We start from the raw sequence: 20021 nt of genomic DNA on the forward strand, positions 1-20021 counted from the left end.
TTTCAGTGTAGGGGATCGTCAGGATGAACAACAGGGGCTATTCGATTACTAATGATTTTTGCATGCGATTTTATATGTGATGCAACGGCGTGAATTCGTAGGTCAAAATTCGTACTTGAGTGTGTGAAAAACAGACGCTAAAGTAAGCGTGATAATTATTTTAAATAAATATATTAACTTAATTAAAGCATTTATTGTTACATCAAAGTAACCTTTCGTTAATAAAAGTATAGAAAATAGCCTGAGCAGATGCTATTAATATTCCCCGTGTTTAATGGGTAACAGTATTGAACCCGGTAATATACGAGAATTGGCGCAGGCTTATGAGCTTATATAAGCGGTAGAGAATAATAATACTCTGCCATAGCTGTCAGTTTATTTCTGCCACTTTAATATGAACGCTATTTGCCAGAAATTAAAAATGAAAAAAGAAAAATTGTTACTTATCATGGTAATGACTCTTTCAGTCTGTTCTGTTGCCTATAGTGCGGAATTTCCCGGCTTTACTTATAATTGCAAGTTGGTCAAGAATGGGCGGGCCATAATTGAGCTGCGCAATGATAATTTCTATGTCACTTTTGTCGATAATCGAAAATATCCCGGCAAGATACATTACGGCAAAGCCGATATCTTAAATAACCGCCATCCCGTCTATAATAAATACCTGAAGAATATCGATCAAAATAAGCCGGCGTTATTAATTCATCAGTATGGCAATGAAGTGTGGATTAAAGGGGACTCTGATGAAGATTGGATGGATCACGGTGAATGGTGTAAACCGGTGGAGGGCTAAGCAATCGCTGGCAAGCCTGATTTACAGTCGAACGACAGAATAAACCCGCTAACCGCACGGATGCGTCTTTAAGCCCTTCATGGTATGTTAATAACCGGTTCTCTTCCCCTGAAAGCTTGATTATCGAAGGATAGCGATAGGTAACACCATGGCGAACGATCAAACTCTTTACCGCATTCAGTTCATGAACAATGGTAAGAATTATCAACTCTATGTCCGTGAAATAACGCCCAGCTCTTTGTTCGGGTTTATCGAGATTGCTGATTTTGTATTTGATAGCCAATCGGCGTTATTGGTTGATCCGTCGACAGAAAAACTGAAAACCGAATTTTCTGGCGTCAACCGTAGCTATATTCCACTTCATTCCGTCATCCGTATTGATGTCGTGACCGAAAAAGGTAGCGCGCGTATCTCTGATTTGGGAGCCAACGTGATGAACTTCCCTTATTTACCGGGCAATAAGCCCTGAATCTGATAACGGCGACAGCTTTATTTATTAGGTGTAATTCATGAGCAAACCACCGCTGATTTTTATTGTGGTTGTGGCACTGATTGTTATTTTAGCCACGCGCCAGTATTGGCAAAAACGCCGGCTGGATGCAGAGAATGATAAAGCTCCAATACGTAGCCTGCAGGTTGAGGTTAGTAATAAACGTGAGGTTTTAGCGCCGAATCGTCGTTCACGTCAGCGGGAAGAAATTGTGGCGGAAGATAAACGCTATGAAGTGACTTTTCGCCCGCTCCTGAGCGGCAGTGAAATTAATATTGTTTTGCCTCGTCAGGAATATCAACAAATTAATATCGGTATGCAGGGCACCCTGCGTTTACAAGGCACCCGCTATATTGATTTTACCGCCGTTCAGCCAGCCAAATAGCTTTGGCTTGGAAAAGTACGTAGGGATGGAAATTACTTTTTCGGCATTGGCGGCTGTTTTTTCTGCCACGCCAACAGTTCAAAAACACCAAAGATAAAGATTTTGACCTGCTGCCAGCCGCTAATCGGTTGATCCTTAGGCTGAGTTGATTTCAGCAGCGTGAGCTGTAAACCATGCATCAGCACCATAAAAATCATCGCGACATTCACAAAATATTTCAACGGACTAGGGAATGGCTGGATCAGGTTCAGGATCAGAAAAGCCCATACGCCCAGCATCAGTAAACGACCGAAATTAATCAACATTCTCTGGCTCCTGCGCTGCGTCAGACGCAGCATGGTGACGAATATACAGGCGATAGGCGACTTGCCCCGCGACCTTTTCACGGTGTAATTGCCAATTGGCCGGTACGTCTGCGGCCGCGCTTTCCGCTTCGGCCTCTACGTAAATCCAGGCTTCATCGGTCAGCCAGCCTTGCTGCTCTAGCAGGTTGACGGTTTCTGCCAGCAAACCTTTACGGAACGGCGGATCGAGAAACACCAAATCGAAAGGTTTACCCGGTTGCGCCAACCATTGCAGGGCGTTGGTATTCACCACTTGCCCATTTTCTGCGTTTAGCAAAGCCAGATTACTAGTGAGCTGGCGTGCCACATTGCGCTCGTATTCCAGCAACACGGTTTCTCCAGCATAGCGAGACAGCGCTTCCAGACCAAGAGCGCCGCTGCCGGCAAAACAATCTAGGCAGCGAGCGCCCTGAATCATCGGTGCCAGCCAGTTAAACAGGGTTTCCCGCACTCGATCGGTCGTTGGTCGTAAGCCTGGGCTATCGGGAACCGGTAACTTCCGGCCACGCCACTTTCCGCCAATAATACGAATCTGCCCGAAGGATTGTTGTTGTGGTTTTTTTGCCATAGCTCGCTGCTTGAAATGTGGCCATTTTGACGGCGCTGAATAGAAGATATAGCCGCTATTCTACCGATGTGCGCAGTGAGGGGAAACGTTAATGCTTTGTTGATTGAATTCACAACGGAAAGCAGCATCGTGCGCGTGTTGCTGCTCGGGGGAAAGTGATAGACTGGCGAGCTATTATCTTATTTATGTAAGCCATGATTTAACCGCGAGGAGTGTAGTCGCAAATGGCAAAAGAAAAAAAACGTGGGTTTTTTTCCTGGCTGGGTCTTGGCCGTCAGAGTGAAGAACAGAAAGAAGAACAAAAAATTGAGCAGCCAGTCGCTGAGCCAGTGGTTGATGAAAGCCTGCCCGCGGCTTCTGAGCATGAGCTTGTAACGGCTGACGAACCTACTCCGGCAGCGGAATCCGTTGTTCCAACGGAGGTGGGGGAATGGGACAGCGAAATCAACGCGGAAGCGGCGGCAGAAATAGCCCCGGCTATCGATGTAGTGCCGTTGGTGGAAGAAACGCCAATTGAGCCTGAGATTGTTCCCACTCAATACGTAGAGCCGGCTGAATTCAACGAGATCGAGACGACGGCGGTTATCGAACCGGTTAGCGCTGCGGTGACCGAACAACCGGAATCCGTAGAGATATTGGCAGAAGAAGTGATACCGGCAGCAGAGCCGCTGGTTGCTGAAGCTGTGGCTCAGTTCTTGACGGAGCAGCATCAACCGCAGGTATTCGAGCCTGAGTCTGCTCTGGTTGAAGCAGAGGCTGATATTTCTGTCGAAACGGTGGAAGATATTGAAGTTATTCTGCCAGAGCCAGAGCCAGAGCCAGAGCCAGAGCCAGAGCCAGAGCCAGAAGTGACTACTGCGCTTGCTGAGTCTGAATTGGTGGACGAAATCGAGCTTGAACCTGTAGTGGCACCTGTGGCTCAAGAACAGGAAAGGCCAACGAAAGAAGGCTTCTTTGCTCGCTTAAAACGTAGCTTGCTGAAAACCAAACAAAACCTGGGTTCTGGTTTTATGGGGTTATTCAGCGGTAAGAAAATCGACGACGATCTGTTTGAAGAATTGGAAGAACAGCTCCTGATCGCCGACGTTGGCGTCGAAACTACGCGTAAAATCATCGAATCCTTAACCGCTCACGCCAGTCGTAAGCAGTTGAAAGACGCCGAAGCACTCTACGGCAAGATGAAGGAGGAAATGTCCGAAATTCTGGCTAAAGTCGACAAACCTTTGGATGTCAGCGGTAAGAACCCGTACGTAATTCTGATGGTTGGGGTGAACGGCGTAGGTAAAACAACCACTATCGGTAAACTGGCACGTCAGTTCCAGGCCGAAGGCAAATCAGTCATGCTGGCTGCTGGGGACACTTTCCGCGCTGCCGCCGTTGAGCAGCTACAGGTTTGGGGCGAGCGCAACAAAATTGCCGTGGTCGCTCAGCATACCGGCGCGGATTCCGCCTCAGTTATTTTTGATGCGATTCAAGCAGCTAAAGCCCGTGGCGTCGATGTGCTATTGGCGGACACCGCCGGGCGTTTGCAGAATAAAGCTCACCTGATGGAAGAGCTGAAGAAGATTGTCCGGGTAATGAAAAAGCTGGACGGCGATGCCCCTCATGAGGTTATGCTGACGCTGGATGCCAGCACCGGACAAAATGCGGTAAGCCAGGCCAAACTGTTTAACGAAGCGGTTGGCCTGACGGGGATAACCCTGACTAAACTGGATGGTACCGCCAAGGGCGGGGTGATTTTCGCCATTGCCGATCAGTTTGGTATTCCGATCCGCTATATCGGCGTTGGAGAAGGTATTGAAGATTTGCGGCCATTTAAGGCTGACGATTTTATTGAGGCTCTTTTTGCCCGAGAGGATTAATACGGATGATTCGCTTTGAACAGGTCAGTAAAGCTTATCTGGGCGGCCGACAAGCGCTGCAAGGGGTAGATTTTCATCTACGCCCGGCGGAAATGGCGTTTTTGACCGGCCACTCCGGCGCTGGGAAAAGTACGCTGCTCAAACTGATTTGTGGCATCGAACGGCCTAGTGCCGGCCACATTTGGTTTGGCGGTCACGATATCAGCCGGTTGAAAAACCGCGAGGTTCCTTTTCTGCGTCGCCAGATCGGGATGATCTTTCAGGATCACCATTTGCTGCTGGATCGAACCGTGTATGACAATGTCGCGATGCCGTTGATTATTGCCGGTGCCAGTACCGAAGATATCCGTCGTCGGGTATCGGCGGCGTTGGATAAAGTCGGCTTATTGGATAAAGCGAAAAACTTCCCGATCCAGCTTTCTGGCGGGGAACAGCAGCGGGTTGGTATTGCCCGTGCGGTAGTGAATAAGCCGGCGGTATTGCTGGCGGATGAGCCTACCGGTAACCTCGATGAAGCCCTGTCGGAAGGTATTTTGCGCCTGTTTGAAGAGTTTAACCGTGTTGGCGTGACCGTTTTGATGGCCACCCACGATACTTCGCTGATTGCGCGGCGTCGTTACCCGATTCTAACGCTCAGTCAGGGAAGAATGTCAGGAGCGCGTCATGGCGAATAATGCAAAGAAAGCAAAAACCAAAGCGTTGAAAGGCGGCTGGCGCGAACAGTGGCGTTATTCGTGGGTCAATGCGTTGGCCGATATGATGCGCCAGCCTCTGGCTACCCTGCTGACGGTCATGGTGATCGCCATTTCTCTGACGTTGCCGAGTGTATGCTATATCGTTTGGAAGAACGTCAGCACCGCCGCTGAACAGTGGTACCCGACGCCACAGCTCACTGTGTATCTGGATAAGTCTCTTGACGATAACGCTGCGGAAAATGTGGTGACCGCATTGAAAGCAGAAGCCGGCGTGGAAAAAGTGAATTATCTGTCGCGGGAAGAAGCGATGGGTGAGTTCCGCAACTGGTCAGGTTTCGGCGGTGCGCTGGATATGCTGGAAGAGAATCCGCTGCCAGCGGTGGCGATCATCACGCCGAAAATGAGTTTCCAAAGCTCTGAAACGCTGGATACCCTGCGGGATCGTGTCACCAAGGTTGAAGGTGTGGCAGAAGTTCGTATGGACGATAGCTGGTTTGCAAGACTGGCGGCGTTGACCGGCCTGGTTGGGCAAGTGGCGGCGATGATCGGCGTGTTGATGGTCGTTGCGGTGTTCCTGGTTATCGGTAACAGCGTGCGATTGAGCATTTTCAGTCGTCGCGACACTATCAATGTGATGAAACTGATTGGTGCCACAGATGGCTTTATTCTGCGGCCATTCCTGAACGGTGGCGCGATGCTAGGTCTGGGTGGTGCAGTTCTATCGCTAATTCTGTCGGAAGCACTGGTGTGGAAGTTGGGTTCGGTAGTGGCGCAGGTAGCGACGGTATTCGGTACCAGTTTCTCTCTGCACGGACTGAGCTGGGATGAATCCCTGCTGCTGGTGCTGATTTCTGCCATGATCGGCTGGATCGCCGCCTGGCTGGCAACTGTTCAACATTTACGCCGATTTACACCGCAATAAGCAATTCTTGCTATACTCTTCCCCTGCGGTTTCCGATTAAGCAGGGGAAGCATAATCATCGTGACTACCGCCATTTCTACAAATTTCCAGGCAATAACTACTGGTAAGATCCACAGGTTATCGGCTAGGATCCTGCGTTGAAACTGTGATCTATATTGAACTTTTGTGGCGTTAGTCGGTCGAAGAGCACAGTGAAATGATAAGGTGCCCGGTGCTTGAATCTGGTTATCCGGATGCTAAAATATGCGCGCCGAGAGTTTATGCACGATCTGCACATGCTATGAGAGGGTTTAAATGACCAAAGAAATGCAAACTTTAGCCTTAGTACCGCAAGGTAGTCTGGAAGCCTATATTCGGGCTGCCAATACCTATCCTATGCTGACAGCAGAGGAAGAGCGTGAGTTGGCTGAACGGCTGCATTACCAGGGCGATCTGGAGGCGGCTAAACAGCTAATCCTGTCTCACCTGCGCTTTGTTGCTCATGTTGCCCGTAACTATTCTGGCTACGGTCTGCCACAGGCTGACCTGATTCAGGAAGGTAATATTGGCTTGATGAAAGCAGTTCGTCGGTTCAACCCGGAAGTTGGGGTGCGTCTGGTGTCCTTCGCGGTACACTGGATCAAAGCAGAAATTCATGAATATGTTCTGCGCAACTGGCGTATTGTCAAAGTCGCAACCACCAAAGCACAGCGTAAGCTGTTCTTTAACCTGCGTAAAACCAAACAGCGTTTAGGTTGGTTTAATCAGGAAGAAGTTGAAATGGTTGCCAAAGAGCTGGGTGTGACCAGCAAAGACGTTCGTGAAATGGAATCTCGCATGTCCGCGCAGGATATGACTTTTGACCCAACTCCGGACGATGAAGTACGCGACGGTCAGTCTATGGCTCCCGTTCTGTATTTGCAGGATAAAACTTCTGATTTTGCCGATGGTATTGAAGAAGATAACTGGGAAAGCCACGCAGCGGACAAACTGACCTATGCGTTGGAAGGTCTGGACGAGCGTAGCCAGCATATTATTCGTGCCCGTTGGCTGGATGATGACAACAAATCTACTTTGCAGGAGTTGGCCGATAAGTACGGCGTTTCTGCAGAACGCGTTCGTCAGCTTGAAAAGAACGCGATGAAAAAGTTACGCATGGCTATCGAAGCCTAAGAGCAACATCCGCGTAAATCCGCGTAAAGACAGAAAAGGGCGATAATTATTTATCGCCCTTTTGCTTTTCTGGTTTTCATCAATATTTTTTATATGATTTTCTTCCGAATTAGCTTTTAACTGCCATCCGTTCATTTCAATATTCGGTTTTTTGAGACGCCTATCGGTAACGGCGTTTGGATTTCCGTACACTATCGTAATACTTGTTTTCCCTTAATTCTCCAGCGTTTCCAGACAGGAAGCCCATGCGTCAAAACCATCTTGAAGAAACCACCGCCCGGCAGATTGTTCAGCGCGCCATGAGTATCATCCAGTACTCGGTTAATGTCATGAATGATAAGGGAATTATTATTGCCTCTGGAGATCCGCTGCGCCTTAATCAGCGCCATGAGGGGGCGGTGCTGGCTTTAATGGAAAATCGAGTGGTAGAAATTGATTGTGCTACTGCTGCCAAGTTGAAGGGAGTCAAACCCGGAATTAACCTGCCGATTATTTTTCACCAGCAGTTGGTGGGCGTCATTGGCATTTCTGGTGAACCGGCGCAGGTTCGCGCTTATGCCGAGTTAGTGCGAATGGCTGCAGAGCTGATTCTGGAACAGGCCGCCTTGCTGGAACAAACCCAGTGGGAAAAACGCTATCGGGAAGAGTTAGTCAGCCAATTATTGGCTGAGTATCAGCAAGACACATCAATAGGTTCAATGGCGGCCTATTTGGGGCTGAATTTAACCTTGCCGCGCATCGCTCTGATTATCCAACTGAATCAGCCAGATCATGAATCTCTGCGCCAGCTTATTGATGTGCTGGATGCGACTGGTCGTGACCATCTGGTTAGCATGAATGGTTTTAACCAATTAGTGATGCTCAAACCGCTGGCGTTGGCTGCTGGAGATAAGCCGTCGCGTCCTTTAAATAAGCAGCTTCAGCCCTTTGTGACTCAGCTTCAGGCGCGTTTCGATGTGCGCATTTTTGTCGGTGGCCAATTCCCCGGCGTTGAAGGTATTCGTCGCTCTTATCTCACCGCTCGTGCGGCGCAGGGAATGGCTGAACGGCTGGGGTTAAGGCATAAGACGCTGTATTACAACGATTACTCTTTACCGGCGTTGTTAGGGGAGTTTGCGGGGACTTGGCAGGCAGAGGAATTGGGCACCAGTTGGGCGCAGCTTTGCGCTGCGGATGGTAAAGGTGTACTAAGACAGACGCTGCAACAGTATTTTGATCAGAATTGTGATCTGTCTCAATCAGCCCGGCTGCTACATATTCATGTGAATACCCTACGCTATCGCCTGCAAAAAATAGAAGAAATAACGGGTTTAAAAATCAATCAGTTACCTTCTTTGTTGCGCTTGTATATCGGTCTGCAAATCTACGGCTGATTTGTGGCTTTCTACAATTACATCTCGTTTATCCTAGTTATTTTCTGGTCAATCCTACCATGCCTTTCTCCGGTGAAGTTTACATAATGCCGGCTCCTTACCCTGAAAAATAAAATTAGAAAGTACACTGGGAGCAGAACATGACAACGGTTTCAGCTTTAGGCGCGCTGGTGGCACTTATTGTCTCCATCGTGCTGATATTACGTAAAGTTCCGCCAGTTTACGGCATGATGGCTGGCGCGCTCGCCGGTGGGTTAGTCGGTGGTGCGGATCTGATTCAAACCGTCAGCCTGATGATCAGCGGCGCTCAGGGCATTACCAATGCGGTGCTGCGTATTTTGGCGGCCGGTGTGCTTGCCGGAGTGTTAATTGAATCCGGCGCGGCAAATACCATCGCAGAAACAATTGTGCGCAAAGTGGGTGAGAAGCGCGCGCTGTTGGCTTTGGCGGTAGCGACTATGCTGTTAACCGCCGTAGGCGTATTTATTGATGTAGCGGTGATTACCGTTGCGCCTATTGCTCTGGCGATTGCTCATCGAGCCGATATTTCCAAAATGGCTATTCTGCTGGCGATGATTGGCGGCGGTAAGGCGGGTAACGTGATGTCTCCGAACCCAAATACCATTGCGGCCGCAGACAGTTTCCATGTGCCACTGACCTCTCTGATGGCCGCCGGCATTATCCCCGGTTTGTTTGGCCTGGTTGTGGCCTATTATTTAGCTAAGCATCTGAAACACAAAGGCAGCAAGGTTAACGCCGATGAGCTGATTGTGCATGAAACCAACCAGCTTCCGTCCTTTACCGCTGCGATTTCGGCTCCATTAGTGGCTATCGCGCTGTTGGCTTTGCGCCCAATTGCGGGTGTTACCATCGATCCGTTGCTGGCTTTGCCTCTGGGTGGTTTGGTTGGCGCGGTGATCATGGGGCGCTGGCGCGAATCGAACCGCTATATGATTTCCGGTTTGAGTCGCATGGCACCGGTTGCCATTATGCTGCTGGGAACCGGTACTTTGGCGGGCATTATTGCTCATTCCGGCCTAAAAGACGTACTGATCGAAGGATTAACGGCATCAGGTATGCCTGCTTATCTGTTAGCGCCGATTTCCGGGGCGCTGATGTCGATGGCAACGGCGTCAACCACGGCGGGCACCGCGGTGGCTTCGGCGGTATTCAGTTCAACATTGTTGGATCTTGGCGTAACGGCACTGGCTGGCGCAGCCATGGTACATGCTGGCGCGACGGTACTGGATCACATGCCACACGGCAGTTTCTTCCATGCAACCGGCGGCAGCGTCAATATGCAGGTGCATGAGCGTTTGAAACTGTTGCCATACGAAACGTTGGTGGGCTTCACCATTGCACTGGTTTCCACGCTGATGTTCGGCGTATTTAACTTGGCGGGTTAACGAGGTATTTGATGAAAATTGTTATTGCGCCCGATTCATTTAAAGAAAGCCTGACGGCAATGCAGGTTGCTGAAGCTATCGAACAAGGTTTTCGCGAGATTTACCCGCAGGCAGATTACGTTAAATTACCCATGGCCGACGGTGGAGAAGGCACCGTTGAATCAATGGTCGCGGCGACCGGTGGCGATATTATTCAGGTTGAAGTCAGCGGGCCGCTGAGTCAGCCGGTGCAGGCTTTTTACGGCTGGCTGGGCGACGGTGAAACGGCGGTGATTGAAATGGCGGCGGCCTCCGGTTTGCATCTGGTGCGGCAGGAACAGCGCAATCCGCTGCACACCAGTAGTTTTGGCACCGGCCAGCTCATTCTGTCTGCGTTAGATAAAGGCGCGCGTAAAATCATTCTGGGAATTGGCGGCAGTGCAACCAACGATGGTGGCGCTGGCATGATGCAGGCGCTGGGCGCGTATTTTCTCGATGCTCAGGGCGAAGCGCTGCCCGGCGGCGGCGCGGCGCTAAGTCGATTGCATCATATTGATTTATCGGCGTTGGATGAGCGGTTGGCTCAGACCGAGATCATCGTAGCCTGTGATGTCGATAACCCGCTGTGTGGAGCGAAGGGCGCTTCTGCTGTATTTGGCCCCCAGAAAGGGGCAACGCCTGAGATGGTCAGCACGCTGGACGGCGCGTTGCGCCACTACGGTGAGCACATTGACGCATTGACGGGACGTTCAGTGATCGAAACGGCAGGAGCCGGTGCCGCAGGTGGTATGGGCGCGGCTTTGTTTGGTTTGCTCAACGCACAGCTTAAACCCGGTATTGAGATTGTTATTCAGGCATTAGGGTTAGCAGAGGCCATGAATGGTGCCGATCTGGTGATTACCGGGGAAGGCCGGATTGATAGCCAGACAATTCACGGTAAAACGCCAATTGGCGTGGCTCGGACCGCCAAAGCGCTAGGAATTCCGACTATTGCTCTGGCGGGAGGTATGACTCAGGACTATCAGGTAGTACATCAATACGGTTTAGATGCGGTATTCTCCGTGGTAAACCGTATTGTGACTTTACCCGAGGCGTTAGCGGAAGCGCAGGAAAATCTGCGCGTTACTGCACGCAACGTGGCCGCCGTATGGCGGATGGGCCAGCGGCTTTAACGCTGCCAGCCCTGCTCGCCAGAATGAAAACCACAGGCGAGCATAAATTGTTCCATTTCAGAGCGTCCAACACCAGGGACCTCGCCATAACTCAACTGCCAGTGCTGAACGGCTGGCAGTTGACGCAGGGTTTCTTCTACCAGATACAATCCCACGCCGCGACGACGGGTCACTTCCCGTACCAGTAAATCTTCTAGCTCCGCCCGCTCTGCACTCAGCCGGACTTTCACTGCTCCCAGCAATCTTTGGTTAAAACGTGCGGCAAATAGCGGCCGATCTGCATCAATCCAGCTCTGCCAGTCGGCGGGTTGCTGTTTTGGCCAGATTTTTGCCAGATCGATAAGATCTTGATGTGATAGCTGAGTTAAGCGCTCAATGGTCAATTTCATCGGGGATATTCCGAATAAAAAGTAGAGGGATAGTGTACTGGATCTGAGAGGAAGCGCATGTGTAAGTTTTTCTGTACGTGAACGGCGGAAAATGTTTTTCACGCCGCGCATTTTCCGAGTTAAAAATTAGTAAATGGAATGATAACCAGCACAACCCACTATCGATTGTGCAAATACCCTACAAATAGCACCTTATTTTATCTTGTTTGCACCGCTTGTTTCTGCTTGTCTTAGTTGATTTGCAGCATAAAACTCCTGTTTAATGGTCTGAAAAATAAAGTCTTATTAGAAAATATTGCCATATAAAAGACTAAATCATTATTACTTATGGATAAAAACTAAAAGTAGCGATGAATTGGCCCGGCAAACACAACAGTACGTTCACAATGACAGATGGGGAATGCGCGGATGAAATTGACAAAAAGTAAGGCGTTGCTGGCGGGCTGTATGGTTATGGCAATGAGCCATTCGGTGTTAGCGAAGGATATTAAGGTGGCTATCGTCGGTGCGATGTCTGGCCCGGTGGCACAATATGGCGATATGGAATTTACCGGCGCTCGTCAGGCTATTGCGGATATTAATGCCAAAGGTGGGATCAACGGCGATAAGCTGGTTGGCGTAGAATATGATGATGCCTGTGACCCGAAACAAGCGGTCGCCGTGGCAAACAAAGTGATTAACGATGGTATTCGCTATGTTATCGGCCACCTTTGTTCTTCTTCCACACAGCCTGCTTCAGATATTTATGAAGATGAAGGCGTGATTATGATCACCCCAGCGGCTACTAACGCAGATTTGACCACCCGTGGTTATAAAATGGTTCTGCGTACCACCGGTCTGGATTCTGACCAAGGGCCAACCGCTGCGAAATACATCCTCGAAACTATTAAGCCAAAACGTATTGCCGTAGTACATGACAAACAGCAATACGGTGAAGGTTTGGCACGCTCAGTTCGCGACAGCCTGAAAAAACAGGGCACTGACGTCGTGCTGTTTGAAGGCGTGACCGCGGGTGATAAGGATTTCTCAACGCTGGTGGCTCGCTTGAAGAAAGAAAACGTCGACTTCGTTTACTTCGGCGGTTACTACCCGGAAATGGGGCAAATTTTACGTCAGGCCAAGCAGGCTAACCTGGCCACCCGCTTTATGGGGCCAGAAGGCGTAGGTAACTCCTCGCTTTCCAATATCGCTGGCGCCGCCTCTGAAGGCATGTTGGTAACGCTGCCTAAACGTTACGATCAGGTTCCTGCCAACCAACCTATCGTCGATGCGCTGAAAGCCAAGAAACTGGACTCAACCGGCCCATTCGTCTGGACTACCTACGCGGCATTGCAATCGCTAACCACAGCAATGGAACGTAGCGGTAGCCAGGAGCCAGCCGATTTGGTGAAAGATCTGAAAACCGGTAAGCCGGTTGAAACCGTGATGGGGCCGCTAAGCTGGGATGAAAAAGGCGACCTGAAAGGTTTCGAATTCGGCATTTTTGAATGGCATGCCGACGGTTCTTCTACCGCCGTCAAATAACCACTCACGAAATATTCAGCAGTGAGGTTGCCTGTGATGGCAATCAGGCCCCTTTACCCGCAATGTATCCCCCGTCTCCGGGGGATGTTTCCTGCCATCATTGGTATGGAGCGGGTGGGAAGGGCGGCCAGGCAAGAGAATTAAGGGTTAGGCTATGTCAGAACAGTTTCTCTACTTTTTGCAGCAGATGTTTAACGGTGTCACCTTGGGCAGCACTTATGCGCTGATCGCGATTGGTTACACCATGGTGTACGGCATTATCGGCATGATCAACTTTGCCCACGGCGAAGTGTATATGATCGGTAGTTACGTCTCTTTTATCGTTATAGCCGCCCTAATGATGGTTGGGATTGACGCCAGTTGGCTGTTGATCGGTTCGGCTTTTGTTGTGGCCATTGTGATCGCCAGCGCCTATGGCTGGAGCATTGAACGGGTAGCCTACAAGCCGGTACGCAGCTCTAAGCGCTTGATCGCTCTGATCTCGGCAATCGGGATGTCTATCTTTTTGCAAAACTATGTCAGCCTGACTCAAGGATCGCGAGATTTGGCTCTGCCTAGTCTGGTCACTGGTCAGTGGACGCTGGCTGAAAGCAACGGTTTTGCTGCAACGATAAGCACGATGCAGCTTACCATCTGGATTGTGACTTTCCTCGCCATGCTGGCGCTGACGCTTTTTATTCGTTATTCCCGTATGGGGCGGGCCTGTCGAGCCTGTGCGGAAGATCTGAAAATGGCCAGCCTGCTGGGTATTAATACCGATAGGGTTATCTCCCTGACCTTTGTCATCGGCGCGGTGATGGCGGCGGTGGCTGGCGTGTTATTAGGACAATTCTACGGCGTAATTAACCCCTACATCGGTTTTATGGCGGGAATGAAGGCCTTTACTGCGGCGGTATTGGGGGGGATTGGGAGTATCCCCGGAGCGATGATTGGCGGGTTAATCCTCGGCGTAGCTGAAGCGCTCACCTCAGCTTATTTGAGTACAGAATATAAAGACGCAGTTTCATTTGCGCTGCTGATTGCCGTATTGCTGGTAATGCCGACAGGAATTCTGGGCCGTCCGGAGGTTGAGAAAGTATGAAGCAACTTAACTTCGTCAACGCGATTATCTCTACTTTCGTGATGCTGGTGCTGGCCTCGTTTCTGATGGGGCTACAATTGGCGCTGGACGGCACGCGTTTGGTGGTGCACGGCGCGGGTGAAGTGCGCTGGATGTGGATCGCCATTGGTTGTGCCGTGGTGTTTTTCTTCCAGTTATTTCGGCCGTTAATGCAACAAGGCATGAAGAAGATCTCTGGCCCAAGCTGGGTTTTACCGAGCTTTGATGCGACAACCACCAGACAAAAGCTGTTGGCTGCGCTGATTATCGTAGCGGCGGTGGTCTGGCCATTTCTGGTATCGCGCGGAACGGTTGATATCGCCACTCTAACGCTGATTTACATCATGTTGGGCCTGGGTTTGAACGTGGTGGTTGGTTTGTCTGGCTTACTGGTGCTGGGGTACGGCGGGTTCTACGCGATTGGCGCATATACCTACGCGCTACTAAATCATTATTACGGTCTGGGATTTTGGGAAAGTCTGCCGCTGGCAGGACTGGTGGCGGCCGCGTTCGGCTTTTTGCTCGGTTTCCCAGTATTACGGCTGCGGGGTGATTATCTGGCCATAGTCACGTTGGGTTTCGGCGAAATCGTTCGTATTTTGCTGTTGAATAATACTGAAATCACTGGCGGCCCTAACGGCATCGGCCAGATCCCTAAACCGACTCTGTTTGGTCTGGAATTCAGTCGTACGACCAAAGATGGCGGTTGGGATACCTTCCATAATTTCTTCGGTCTGGCTTACGACCCCGGTGACCGTATTATTTTCCTGTATCTGGTAGCGCTGCTGCTGGTAATACTGACGCTATTTATCATCAACCGCTTGTTACGTATGCCGTTAGGGCGGGCGTGGGAAGCGCTACGTGAAGATGAAATTGCCTGTCGCTCATTGGGTTTAAGCCCAACCAAAATCAAGCTGACCGCCTTTACCATCAGTGCAGCCTTCGCCGGTTTTGCGGGAACGCTGTTTGCCGCTCGTCAGGGCTTTGTCAGTCCAGAGTCCTTTACCTTTGTCGAATCGGCTTTTGTACTCGCCATCGTGGTATTAGGCGGTATGGGCTCGCAATTTGCAGTCATTCTGGCGGCGATTCTGCTGGTGGTATCGCGAGAGTTAATGCGTGATTTGAATGCCTACAGCATGTTGTTACTGGGGGCGTTGATGGTGTTAATGATGATTTGGCGTCCACAGGGATTGTTACCAATGAAACGCCCAGAGCTGAAATTAAAAGTAGCTGATGCGAAAGAAAAACAGGGGGAGCAGGCATGAATGCGCAACCTTTGTTAAGGGTAGAAGGGCTGTCGATGCGTTTTGGCGGGCTGCTGGCGGTCAATAACGTTAGGCTAACGCTAAATGAAGGTGAAATTGTTTCGCTGATTGGACCAAACGGCGCCGGAAAAACTACAATTTTCAACTGCTTGACTGGTTTTTATCGTCCAACCGGTGGCAGCATCCAACTACGTGATCGTCATCTCGAAGGTTTACCGGGTCAGGCTATCGCCCGAATGGGGGTGATTCGTACCTTCCAGCACGTGCGTTTGTTCCGTGAAATGACGGTGATTGAAAACCTGCTGGTGGCACAACATCAGCACCTAAAAAGTGGCGTATTTGCCGGATTGCTGAAAACACCGGCGTTTCGTCGGGCGGAAGCAGACGCGCTGTCTCGTGCCGCGACATGGCTGGAACGAGTTGGTTTACTGGCGTTCGCTAATCGGCAGGCAGGAAATCTGGCTTATGGTCAGCAGCGGCGTCTCGAAATTGCTCGCTGTATGGTCACGCGGCCGGAACTGCTAATGCTGGATGAGCCAGCGGCTGGCTTGAATCCAAAAGAAACTGACGAGCTCAATCAACTGATTATGGAACTGCGGGATCATCATCAGGTTTCGGTGCTGTTGATTGAACATGATATGAAGCTGGTGATGGGCATTTCCGATCGCATTTACGTGGTGAATCAGGGAACGCCGTTGGCGCAGGGTACTCCGGCGGAAATTCGCAATAATCCGGATGTCATCCGGGCCTATTTGGGTGAATAAAGTGGGTGAGGCTTAATATGTTGTCATTGAATCAGGTTTCAGCCCACTACGGCAAAATTCAGGCTTTGCATCAGGTAAGTCTGCATATTCAACAGGGTGAGATTGTCACGCTGATTGGCGCAAATGGGGCAGGGAAAACCACTCTGTTGGGCACGCTGTGCGGCGAACCTCGCGCCACGGAAGGCACTATTCATTTCCTCGACCGGGAGATTACCGATTGGCAAACCGCACGAATAATGCGTGAGGCTATCGCTATCGTACCTGAAGGACGGCGGGTATTTTCTCGCATGACGGTGGAGGAAAATTTGGCGATGGGCGGCTTCTTTGCCAACCGCGAGCAGTATCAGCAACGTATTGAGCGTGTTTATGATTTATTTCCGCGCTTGCACGAAAGGCGAATCCAGCGCTCCGGAACGATGTCCGGTGGCGAGCAGCAAATGCTGGCTATCGGGCGCGCCTTAATGAGTCAGCCTAAGTTGTTATTGCTGGATGAACCTTCTCTGGGATTGGCGCCGATTATTATTTTGCAGATCTTCGATACTATTCAGCAACTTCGTGAGGAAGGCATGACTATCTTCCTGGTAGAGCAGAACGCGAATCAGGCTTTAAAGCTGGCGGATAGAGGCTATGTGTTGGAAAACGGGCGCATCGTACTGGAAGATACCGGTGCAGCTTTATTAGCCAATGAAGCGGTACGTTCGGCTTATCTGGGGGGATAATTCCTTCGAAGGCTCGGTTTTATCGAGCCTTTTTCGCTCAGTTTAGACGCTCGTCGGTCAAGAGTGCGGCGTAATAGTAAAAGACAATGTATCGGAATAAAGGCCCTGTTCGGTACTGTCAGTCGGGAATAGCGTGATTCTTGGTGACCAGCAGATTTTTTTCCTCCAGCCGCCTCCCGTTGGAGTTTGTTGTTTGAGATTTATGGTGTAGGAACCGGGCAGTGTAAAGCTGGAGCCAGTGTTATCCTCTAGCTCAACCGCATAGTGGATCTGCTTATCGGAGTCTTTCATCAGGCTAAAATGGTTATTCGACTGCGTGGGATTTTTGCCGGTAGCCGTTATGGTATAGCTCGGATTATCTATTCCTAATGGCGGATAATTCAGGCAAAGAATACTTCTTATGGGATAAATCATTTGAGCCGTTAGCCCATTTTTTTTATGTGAGTTGAGCCGATATAAATCAATAGGCTTGAGTTGCCAGACGGCGGAATTCAGCTTGAACTGAGGATCGACATATAATGCCGCTGGAGCTTGTACCGTTTGGATATTAACTGTGTCGCAGGTATTTCCATCGCGCCCAAAGGTAACGGCATTCTCATCAATTAACCGATAGATTTTATCACCGACGGAATACTGGTAACCCAAAGTTGCATTAACGGCCAAATACTTTAGATCTTTGGTGGGGGTTTCGAGCGTAATCTTCATTTGTTGCTGGAACGGCACATCGTGCGTAAAGACAAGTTTGTTGTGGTCTTCAAATCTGGTGGGTTGTTCGCCGTTTAAGCTACTTTCTGAAATGTTGTATTGCACTAAGTCTTTATGACCTTCCTCGTCGAAAAAAAATAAATTTAGTACCGTAGCTTCCGGTTGGTCTGGGATGGGTATGTCCTCGTTTAGATTAAACCTGTCGCGTAGAATTTCTTTTAATTTAACGTCATGAACAAAGGCGTGAAAACTGATCTTAATAAATCTGTTATTTAGACTGAGCGCCATCCGACAATTGGTATAACTATGGGAAAGCGGCGTTACTGTTGTGGCAATTTGAGCCACAGCCGCTGTCGAAGTAAAAGCCAGCGCGCCTACGCAGCAGCAAAATTTTCGATAATTCGCAGTTTTTTTCATCATTCTTCCCTGTCTGATGTATGCATATTTAGTAGGAATATTATGATTCCGTCTCAAAAATCAAACTTAAAACCCCTTGATATAATCCTGCGGTATGACTTCCGACGGGCGGTTTGGCCGAAATATCTAAGGTATAAGTATCGGTATTCCATCCCCCGAACCTATTGGTCGGGTAAAAGATAAGTGGGGGGGATTTTTCATCGGGAATGATTTGTAAGGATGCTGAGTAATCGCCCCAGCGAACTTCTGCCGGTGAGAATGCTTTATTTGCACCGTCCTTATTTTGGGATTTCTGTAAAATAAGTGGCTGCTGTTGCCAGACTCTGAATCCTCCCCCTCCTTTCACACGCCGGACTTTTACAGCAACACAGGTTTGCGCGTGATAGATTCTTTTTTCCGGCTTCAGAGAGCGCTTTAAACTTATATTGTTGAGCCGCTCCCCGTTGCATTTCTCAATAATGATTTTTGGTTGTTCGGTTATTTCCACGCTGACATCAATATCCCCAATGGGAATAGGATTGGCAGCTATCGCCGGAAATGACATCGTAAAAAATAATAATGCGAATTGAACAGGGTGAATCTTCATAAAACCTCCTATTCTCCGCTACGTTTGCAGGGAAGCGTAACGGATTGCCCATCGACTGTTGCCGTTACTTCACGTCCCTTGAGCTGCCGCTGTTGGTTGGGATAGAGATTAAAATCGGTATTGGGCGATAAATTTTGCCAGTGCTGGCGGATATTTCCCCGGTTATACAATGTCACGCCTTCTGCGTCGCAGCGGTGATGCCAGCGTGATTCTGGTTTTTGGGGCAGGTGTCGAATCAGCCCCATATACGCGATTTGCACGCCAATCACTGAGCCAGATTCACCCTGCGTTTTCAGATTCTGCTTAGGTATGACGCTCAATCGATAAACCTGCTCTTTATTCGGTTTTCCGAGCGCTTTTAGCGTAATTTTTCCACTCTGATTGGCTCCCAGCGTTAATTTCATTGGTGCGGCGAATAATAATGGTTGGGCGACCATGCCTAGCGGAGTTAAAGACTCTTGCTCTGGCGGAACACCGGGGTTATTCAGGCGATATAATTCAATGGCTACGTATTGGGTGCTTTCCCCGGTATTGATTACCTCAATGTGAGTCTCCTCAGCCTCTACTTTTACAATGTGCGGGCGTAAATCAATGGCGCTGATCGTTTCGAACGGTAAGGCTATTAATATTGACGATAATAGTAAGGTCAGAATGCTGTCATTCGCAGTCATAGTTAATTGTCTCGCCATCCACCTTTCCTGATAGTTTTCTCACTGGAGTAAGATAAGGAACACCAGGATAGATATTCTTACTGCTTATGATTTCTTTTTTAGCCCCCCTGTCATTTGGTGCCGACGCATCGTTTAGGTCGGTGAATTTGCGGTGAATATTGCCTTTTGCTATGAGTTGGACGTTACCCTTAACGCATATGTAAGGCTCCTCCCCCTTCAACTGTGCCGCTTTTTCCGGTACGTGGTGTATCAATACGCCATAACCCACGCTGATAACCATTGGAGCACTGATATCTTTTGCTGGCTCTGTCGAATGGCTGGCAGCTTTCAGGTTGTGTACCGGTTTGAGATACAGCCGATAAAGCGTTTCCTGCTGAGGGCTCTTGAGCGGGATAATGGAAACCTCGCGTTCCTGATTGGGAGCCAGGGTGACGCGGGTTGGATTAAAAATCATCTCTGGATGTTTAATTTCCCCAATCGGCGTTTTTATTTCTTTAGCCTCGCCGGGGTTCTCCACTTTGACCAAAGAAACCTCCAAGAACAGTGGATTATCACCACTGTTAAAGACCCGGATCTTCTGTGATTTCTGTATTCCTTCAACAGTCACGCGCGTTGGGTCTGCGATGAGATTAGCAAAGGCCAGATTATTGCTAGCAGATAAAAGCAAGAGTAGGGAGAGTGATAAATATCGAGGCATCGTTATTTCCTTATTCATGAAGCCGGCCATAATTATGAAACCAA

Annotated in this window: 22 protein-coding genes; 15 read left to right on the top strand and 7 right to left on the bottom strand. The window is 49.5% G+C overall.

From position 1 onward, the window contains the following. Positions 1–421: 421 nt before the first annotated feature. The 3 genes from DBA33_RS11120 to DBA33_RS11130 all read left to right on the top strand — a co-directional run bounded on the left by DBA33_RS11120 (position 422) and on the right by DBA33_RS11130 (position 1668). On the top strand, positions 422–793 hold the full coding sequence (locus DBA33_RS11120; protein ID WP_120806475.1) for a hypothetical protein: 372 nt from the start codon (positions 422–424) through the stop codon (positions 791–793). A gap of 148 nt (positions 794–941) precedes the next feature. After that, on the top strand, positions 942–1262 hold the full coding sequence (locus DBA33_RS11125; protein WP_064514362.1) for a DUF1820 family protein: 321 nt from the start codon (positions 942–944) through the stop codon (positions 1260–1262). Between the two features lie 40 nt (positions 1263–1302). After that, positions 1303–1668, top strand: a complete 366-nt coding sequence (locus tag DBA33_RS11130; protein WP_120806476.1) for a DUF2500 domain-containing protein — start codon at positions 1303–1305, stop codon at positions 1666–1668. A gap of 32 nt (positions 1669–1700) precedes the next feature. Here DBA33_RS11130 and DBA33_RS11135 read toward each other — a convergent pair whose 3' ends face one another. Beyond that, on the bottom strand, positions 1701–1973 hold the full coding sequence (locus DBA33_RS11135) for a DUF1145 family protein (RefSeq protein ID WP_064514358.1): 273 nt from the start codon (positions 1971–1973) through the stop codon (positions 1701–1703). Next, complete coding sequence (gene rsmD / locus DBA33_RS11140) at positions 1963–2580, bottom strand: 16S rRNA (guanine(966)-N(2))-methyltransferase (RefSeq protein WP_064514356.1); 618 nt, start codon at positions 2578–2580, stop codon at positions 1963–1965. The genes DBA33_RS11135 and rsmD overlap by 11 nt, the downstream gene beginning before the upstream one ends. 224 nt (positions 2581–2804) lie before the next feature. Here rsmD and ftsY point away from each other — a divergent pair, with 224 nt between their 5' ends. From ftsY to DBA33_RS11180, 7 genes are all read left to right on the top strand, one after another. Further along, the gene (ftsY, locus tag DBA33_RS11145) at positions 2805–4442 is read left to right on the top strand and encodes a signal recognition particle-docking protein FtsY (protein ID WP_120806478.1); all 1638 of its coding nucleotides are present in this window, start codon (positions 2805–2807) and stop codon (positions 4440–4442) included. Positions 4443–4447: 5 nt separating this feature from the next. Continuing rightward, a complete protein-coding gene (ftsE, locus tag DBA33_RS11150; protein WP_049600906.1) occupies positions 4448–5116 on the top strand; it encodes a cell division ATP-binding protein FtsE in 669 nt (222 codons plus the stop codon). Continuing rightward, a complete protein-coding gene (gene ftsX, locus DBA33_RS11155) occupies positions 5106–6059 on the top strand; it encodes a permease-like cell division protein FtsX (protein WP_120806480.1) in 954 nt (317 codons plus the stop codon). The genes ftsE and ftsX overlap by 11 nt, the downstream gene beginning before the upstream one ends. A gap of 294 nt (positions 6060–6353) precedes the next feature. Continuing rightward, positions 6354–7211 (top strand): RNA polymerase sigma factor RpoH, encoded by an 858-nt coding sequence (rpoH, locus tag DBA33_RS11160; protein ID WP_064514351.1) that lies wholly within the window; start codon positions 6354–6356, stop codon positions 7209–7211. A 245-nt stretch (positions 7212–7456) separates the two neighbouring features. Beyond that, a complete protein-coding gene (locus tag DBA33_RS11170; protein WP_064514347.1) occupies positions 7457–8584 on the top strand; it encodes a sugar diacid recognition domain-containing protein in 1128 nt (375 codons plus the stop codon). A gap of 140 nt (positions 8585–8724) precedes the next feature. Further along, entirely contained in the window at positions 8725–9990 is a 1266-nt protein-coding gene (locus tag DBA33_RS11175) for a GntP family permease (protein ID WP_064514345.1), read from the top strand. A gap of 11 nt (positions 9991–10001) precedes the next feature. Continuing rightward, positions 10002–11141 carry a glycerate kinase gene (locus DBA33_RS11180; RefSeq protein ID WP_064514343.1) on the top strand — a complete coding sequence of 380 codons (1140 nt, stop codon included), beginning with the start codon at positions 10002–10004 and terminating at the stop codon, positions 11139–11141. Here the strand turns inward: DBA33_RS11180 and panM are convergent. After that, positions 11138–11530, bottom strand: coding sequence for an aspartate 1-decarboxylase autocleavage activator PanM (gene panM, locus DBA33_RS11185; RefSeq protein ID WP_064514341.1), 393 nt, complete (start codon positions 11528–11530; stop codon positions 11138–11140). The genes DBA33_RS11180 and panM overlap by 4 nt on opposite strands. Positions 11531–11938: 408 nt before the next feature. Here panM and DBA33_RS11190 point away from each other — a divergent pair, with 408 nt between their 5' ends. The 5 genes from DBA33_RS11190 (at position 11939) to livF (ending at position 16901) form a co-directional block, all read left to right on the top strand. Next, positions 11939–13054 carry a branched-chain amino acid ABC transporter substrate-binding protein gene (locus DBA33_RS11190; RefSeq protein ID WP_064514339.1) on the top strand — a complete coding sequence of 372 codons (1116 nt, stop codon included), beginning with the start codon at positions 11939–11941 and terminating at the stop codon, positions 13052–13054. A gap of 154 nt (positions 13055–13208) precedes the next feature. Further along, on the top strand, positions 13209–14135 hold the full coding sequence (gene livH, locus DBA33_RS11195) for a high-affinity branched-chain amino acid ABC transporter permease LivH (RefSeq protein ID WP_049600927.1): 927 nt from the start codon (positions 13209–13211) through the stop codon (positions 14133–14135). Beyond that, complete coding sequence (locus tag DBA33_RS11200) at positions 14132–15418, top strand: high-affinity branched-chain amino acid ABC transporter permease LivM (protein ID WP_064514337.1); 1287 nt, start codon at positions 14132–14134, stop codon at positions 15416–15418. The genes livH and DBA33_RS11200 overlap by 4 nt, the downstream gene beginning before the upstream one ends. Beyond that, a complete protein-coding gene (livG, locus tag DBA33_RS11205; RefSeq protein WP_064514336.1) occupies positions 15415–16182 on the top strand; it encodes a high-affinity branched-chain amino acid ABC transporter ATP-binding protein LivG in 768 nt (255 codons plus the stop codon). The genes DBA33_RS11200 and livG overlap by 4 nt, the downstream gene beginning before the upstream one ends. Positions 16183–16187: 5 nt before the next feature. Continuing rightward, positions 16188–16901, top strand: coding sequence for a high-affinity branched-chain amino acid ABC transporter ATP-binding protein LivF (gene livF, locus DBA33_RS11210; protein ID WP_179207943.1), 714 nt, complete (start codon positions 16188–16190; stop codon positions 16899–16901). Positions 16902–16958: 57 nt separating this feature from the next. Here livF and DBA33_RS11215 read toward each other — a convergent pair whose 3' ends face one another. From DBA33_RS11215 to DBA33_RS11230, 4 genes are read right to left on the bottom strand one after another with little or no spacing between them, the layout of a single operon-like run. After that, the gene (locus tag DBA33_RS11215; RefSeq protein ID WP_128821856.1) at positions 16959–18026 is read right to left on the bottom strand and encodes a hypothetical protein; all 1068 of its coding nucleotides are present in this window, start codon (positions 18024–18026) and stop codon (positions 16959–16961) included. A 37-nt stretch (positions 18027–18063) separates the two neighbouring features. Beyond that, positions 18064–18609 carry a fimbrial protein gene (locus DBA33_RS11220; protein WP_120806484.1) on the bottom strand — a complete coding sequence of 182 codons (546 nt, stop codon included), beginning with the start codon at positions 18607–18609 and terminating at the stop codon, positions 18064–18066. Positions 18610–18617: 8 nt separating this feature from the next. After that, on the bottom strand, positions 18618–19298 hold the full coding sequence (locus DBA33_RS11225; RefSeq protein WP_240442700.1) for a hypothetical protein: 681 nt from the start codon (positions 19296–19298) through the stop codon (positions 18618–18620). Beyond that, on the bottom strand, positions 19267–19977 hold the full coding sequence (locus tag DBA33_RS11230; protein ID WP_064514329.1) for a fimbria/pilus periplasmic chaperone: 711 nt from the start codon (positions 19975–19977) through the stop codon (positions 19267–19269). Before DBA33_RS11230 ends, DBA33_RS11225 begins: the two co-directional genes overlap by 32 nt. Between the last annotated feature and the right edge of the window lie 44 nt (positions 19978–20021).

This window comes from Yersinia sp. IP36721 (assembly GCF_003634395.1).
GTDB classification, from domain to species: Bacteria; Pseudomonadota; Gammaproteobacteria; order Enterobacterales; family Enterobacteriaceae; genus Yersinia; species Yersinia entomophaga.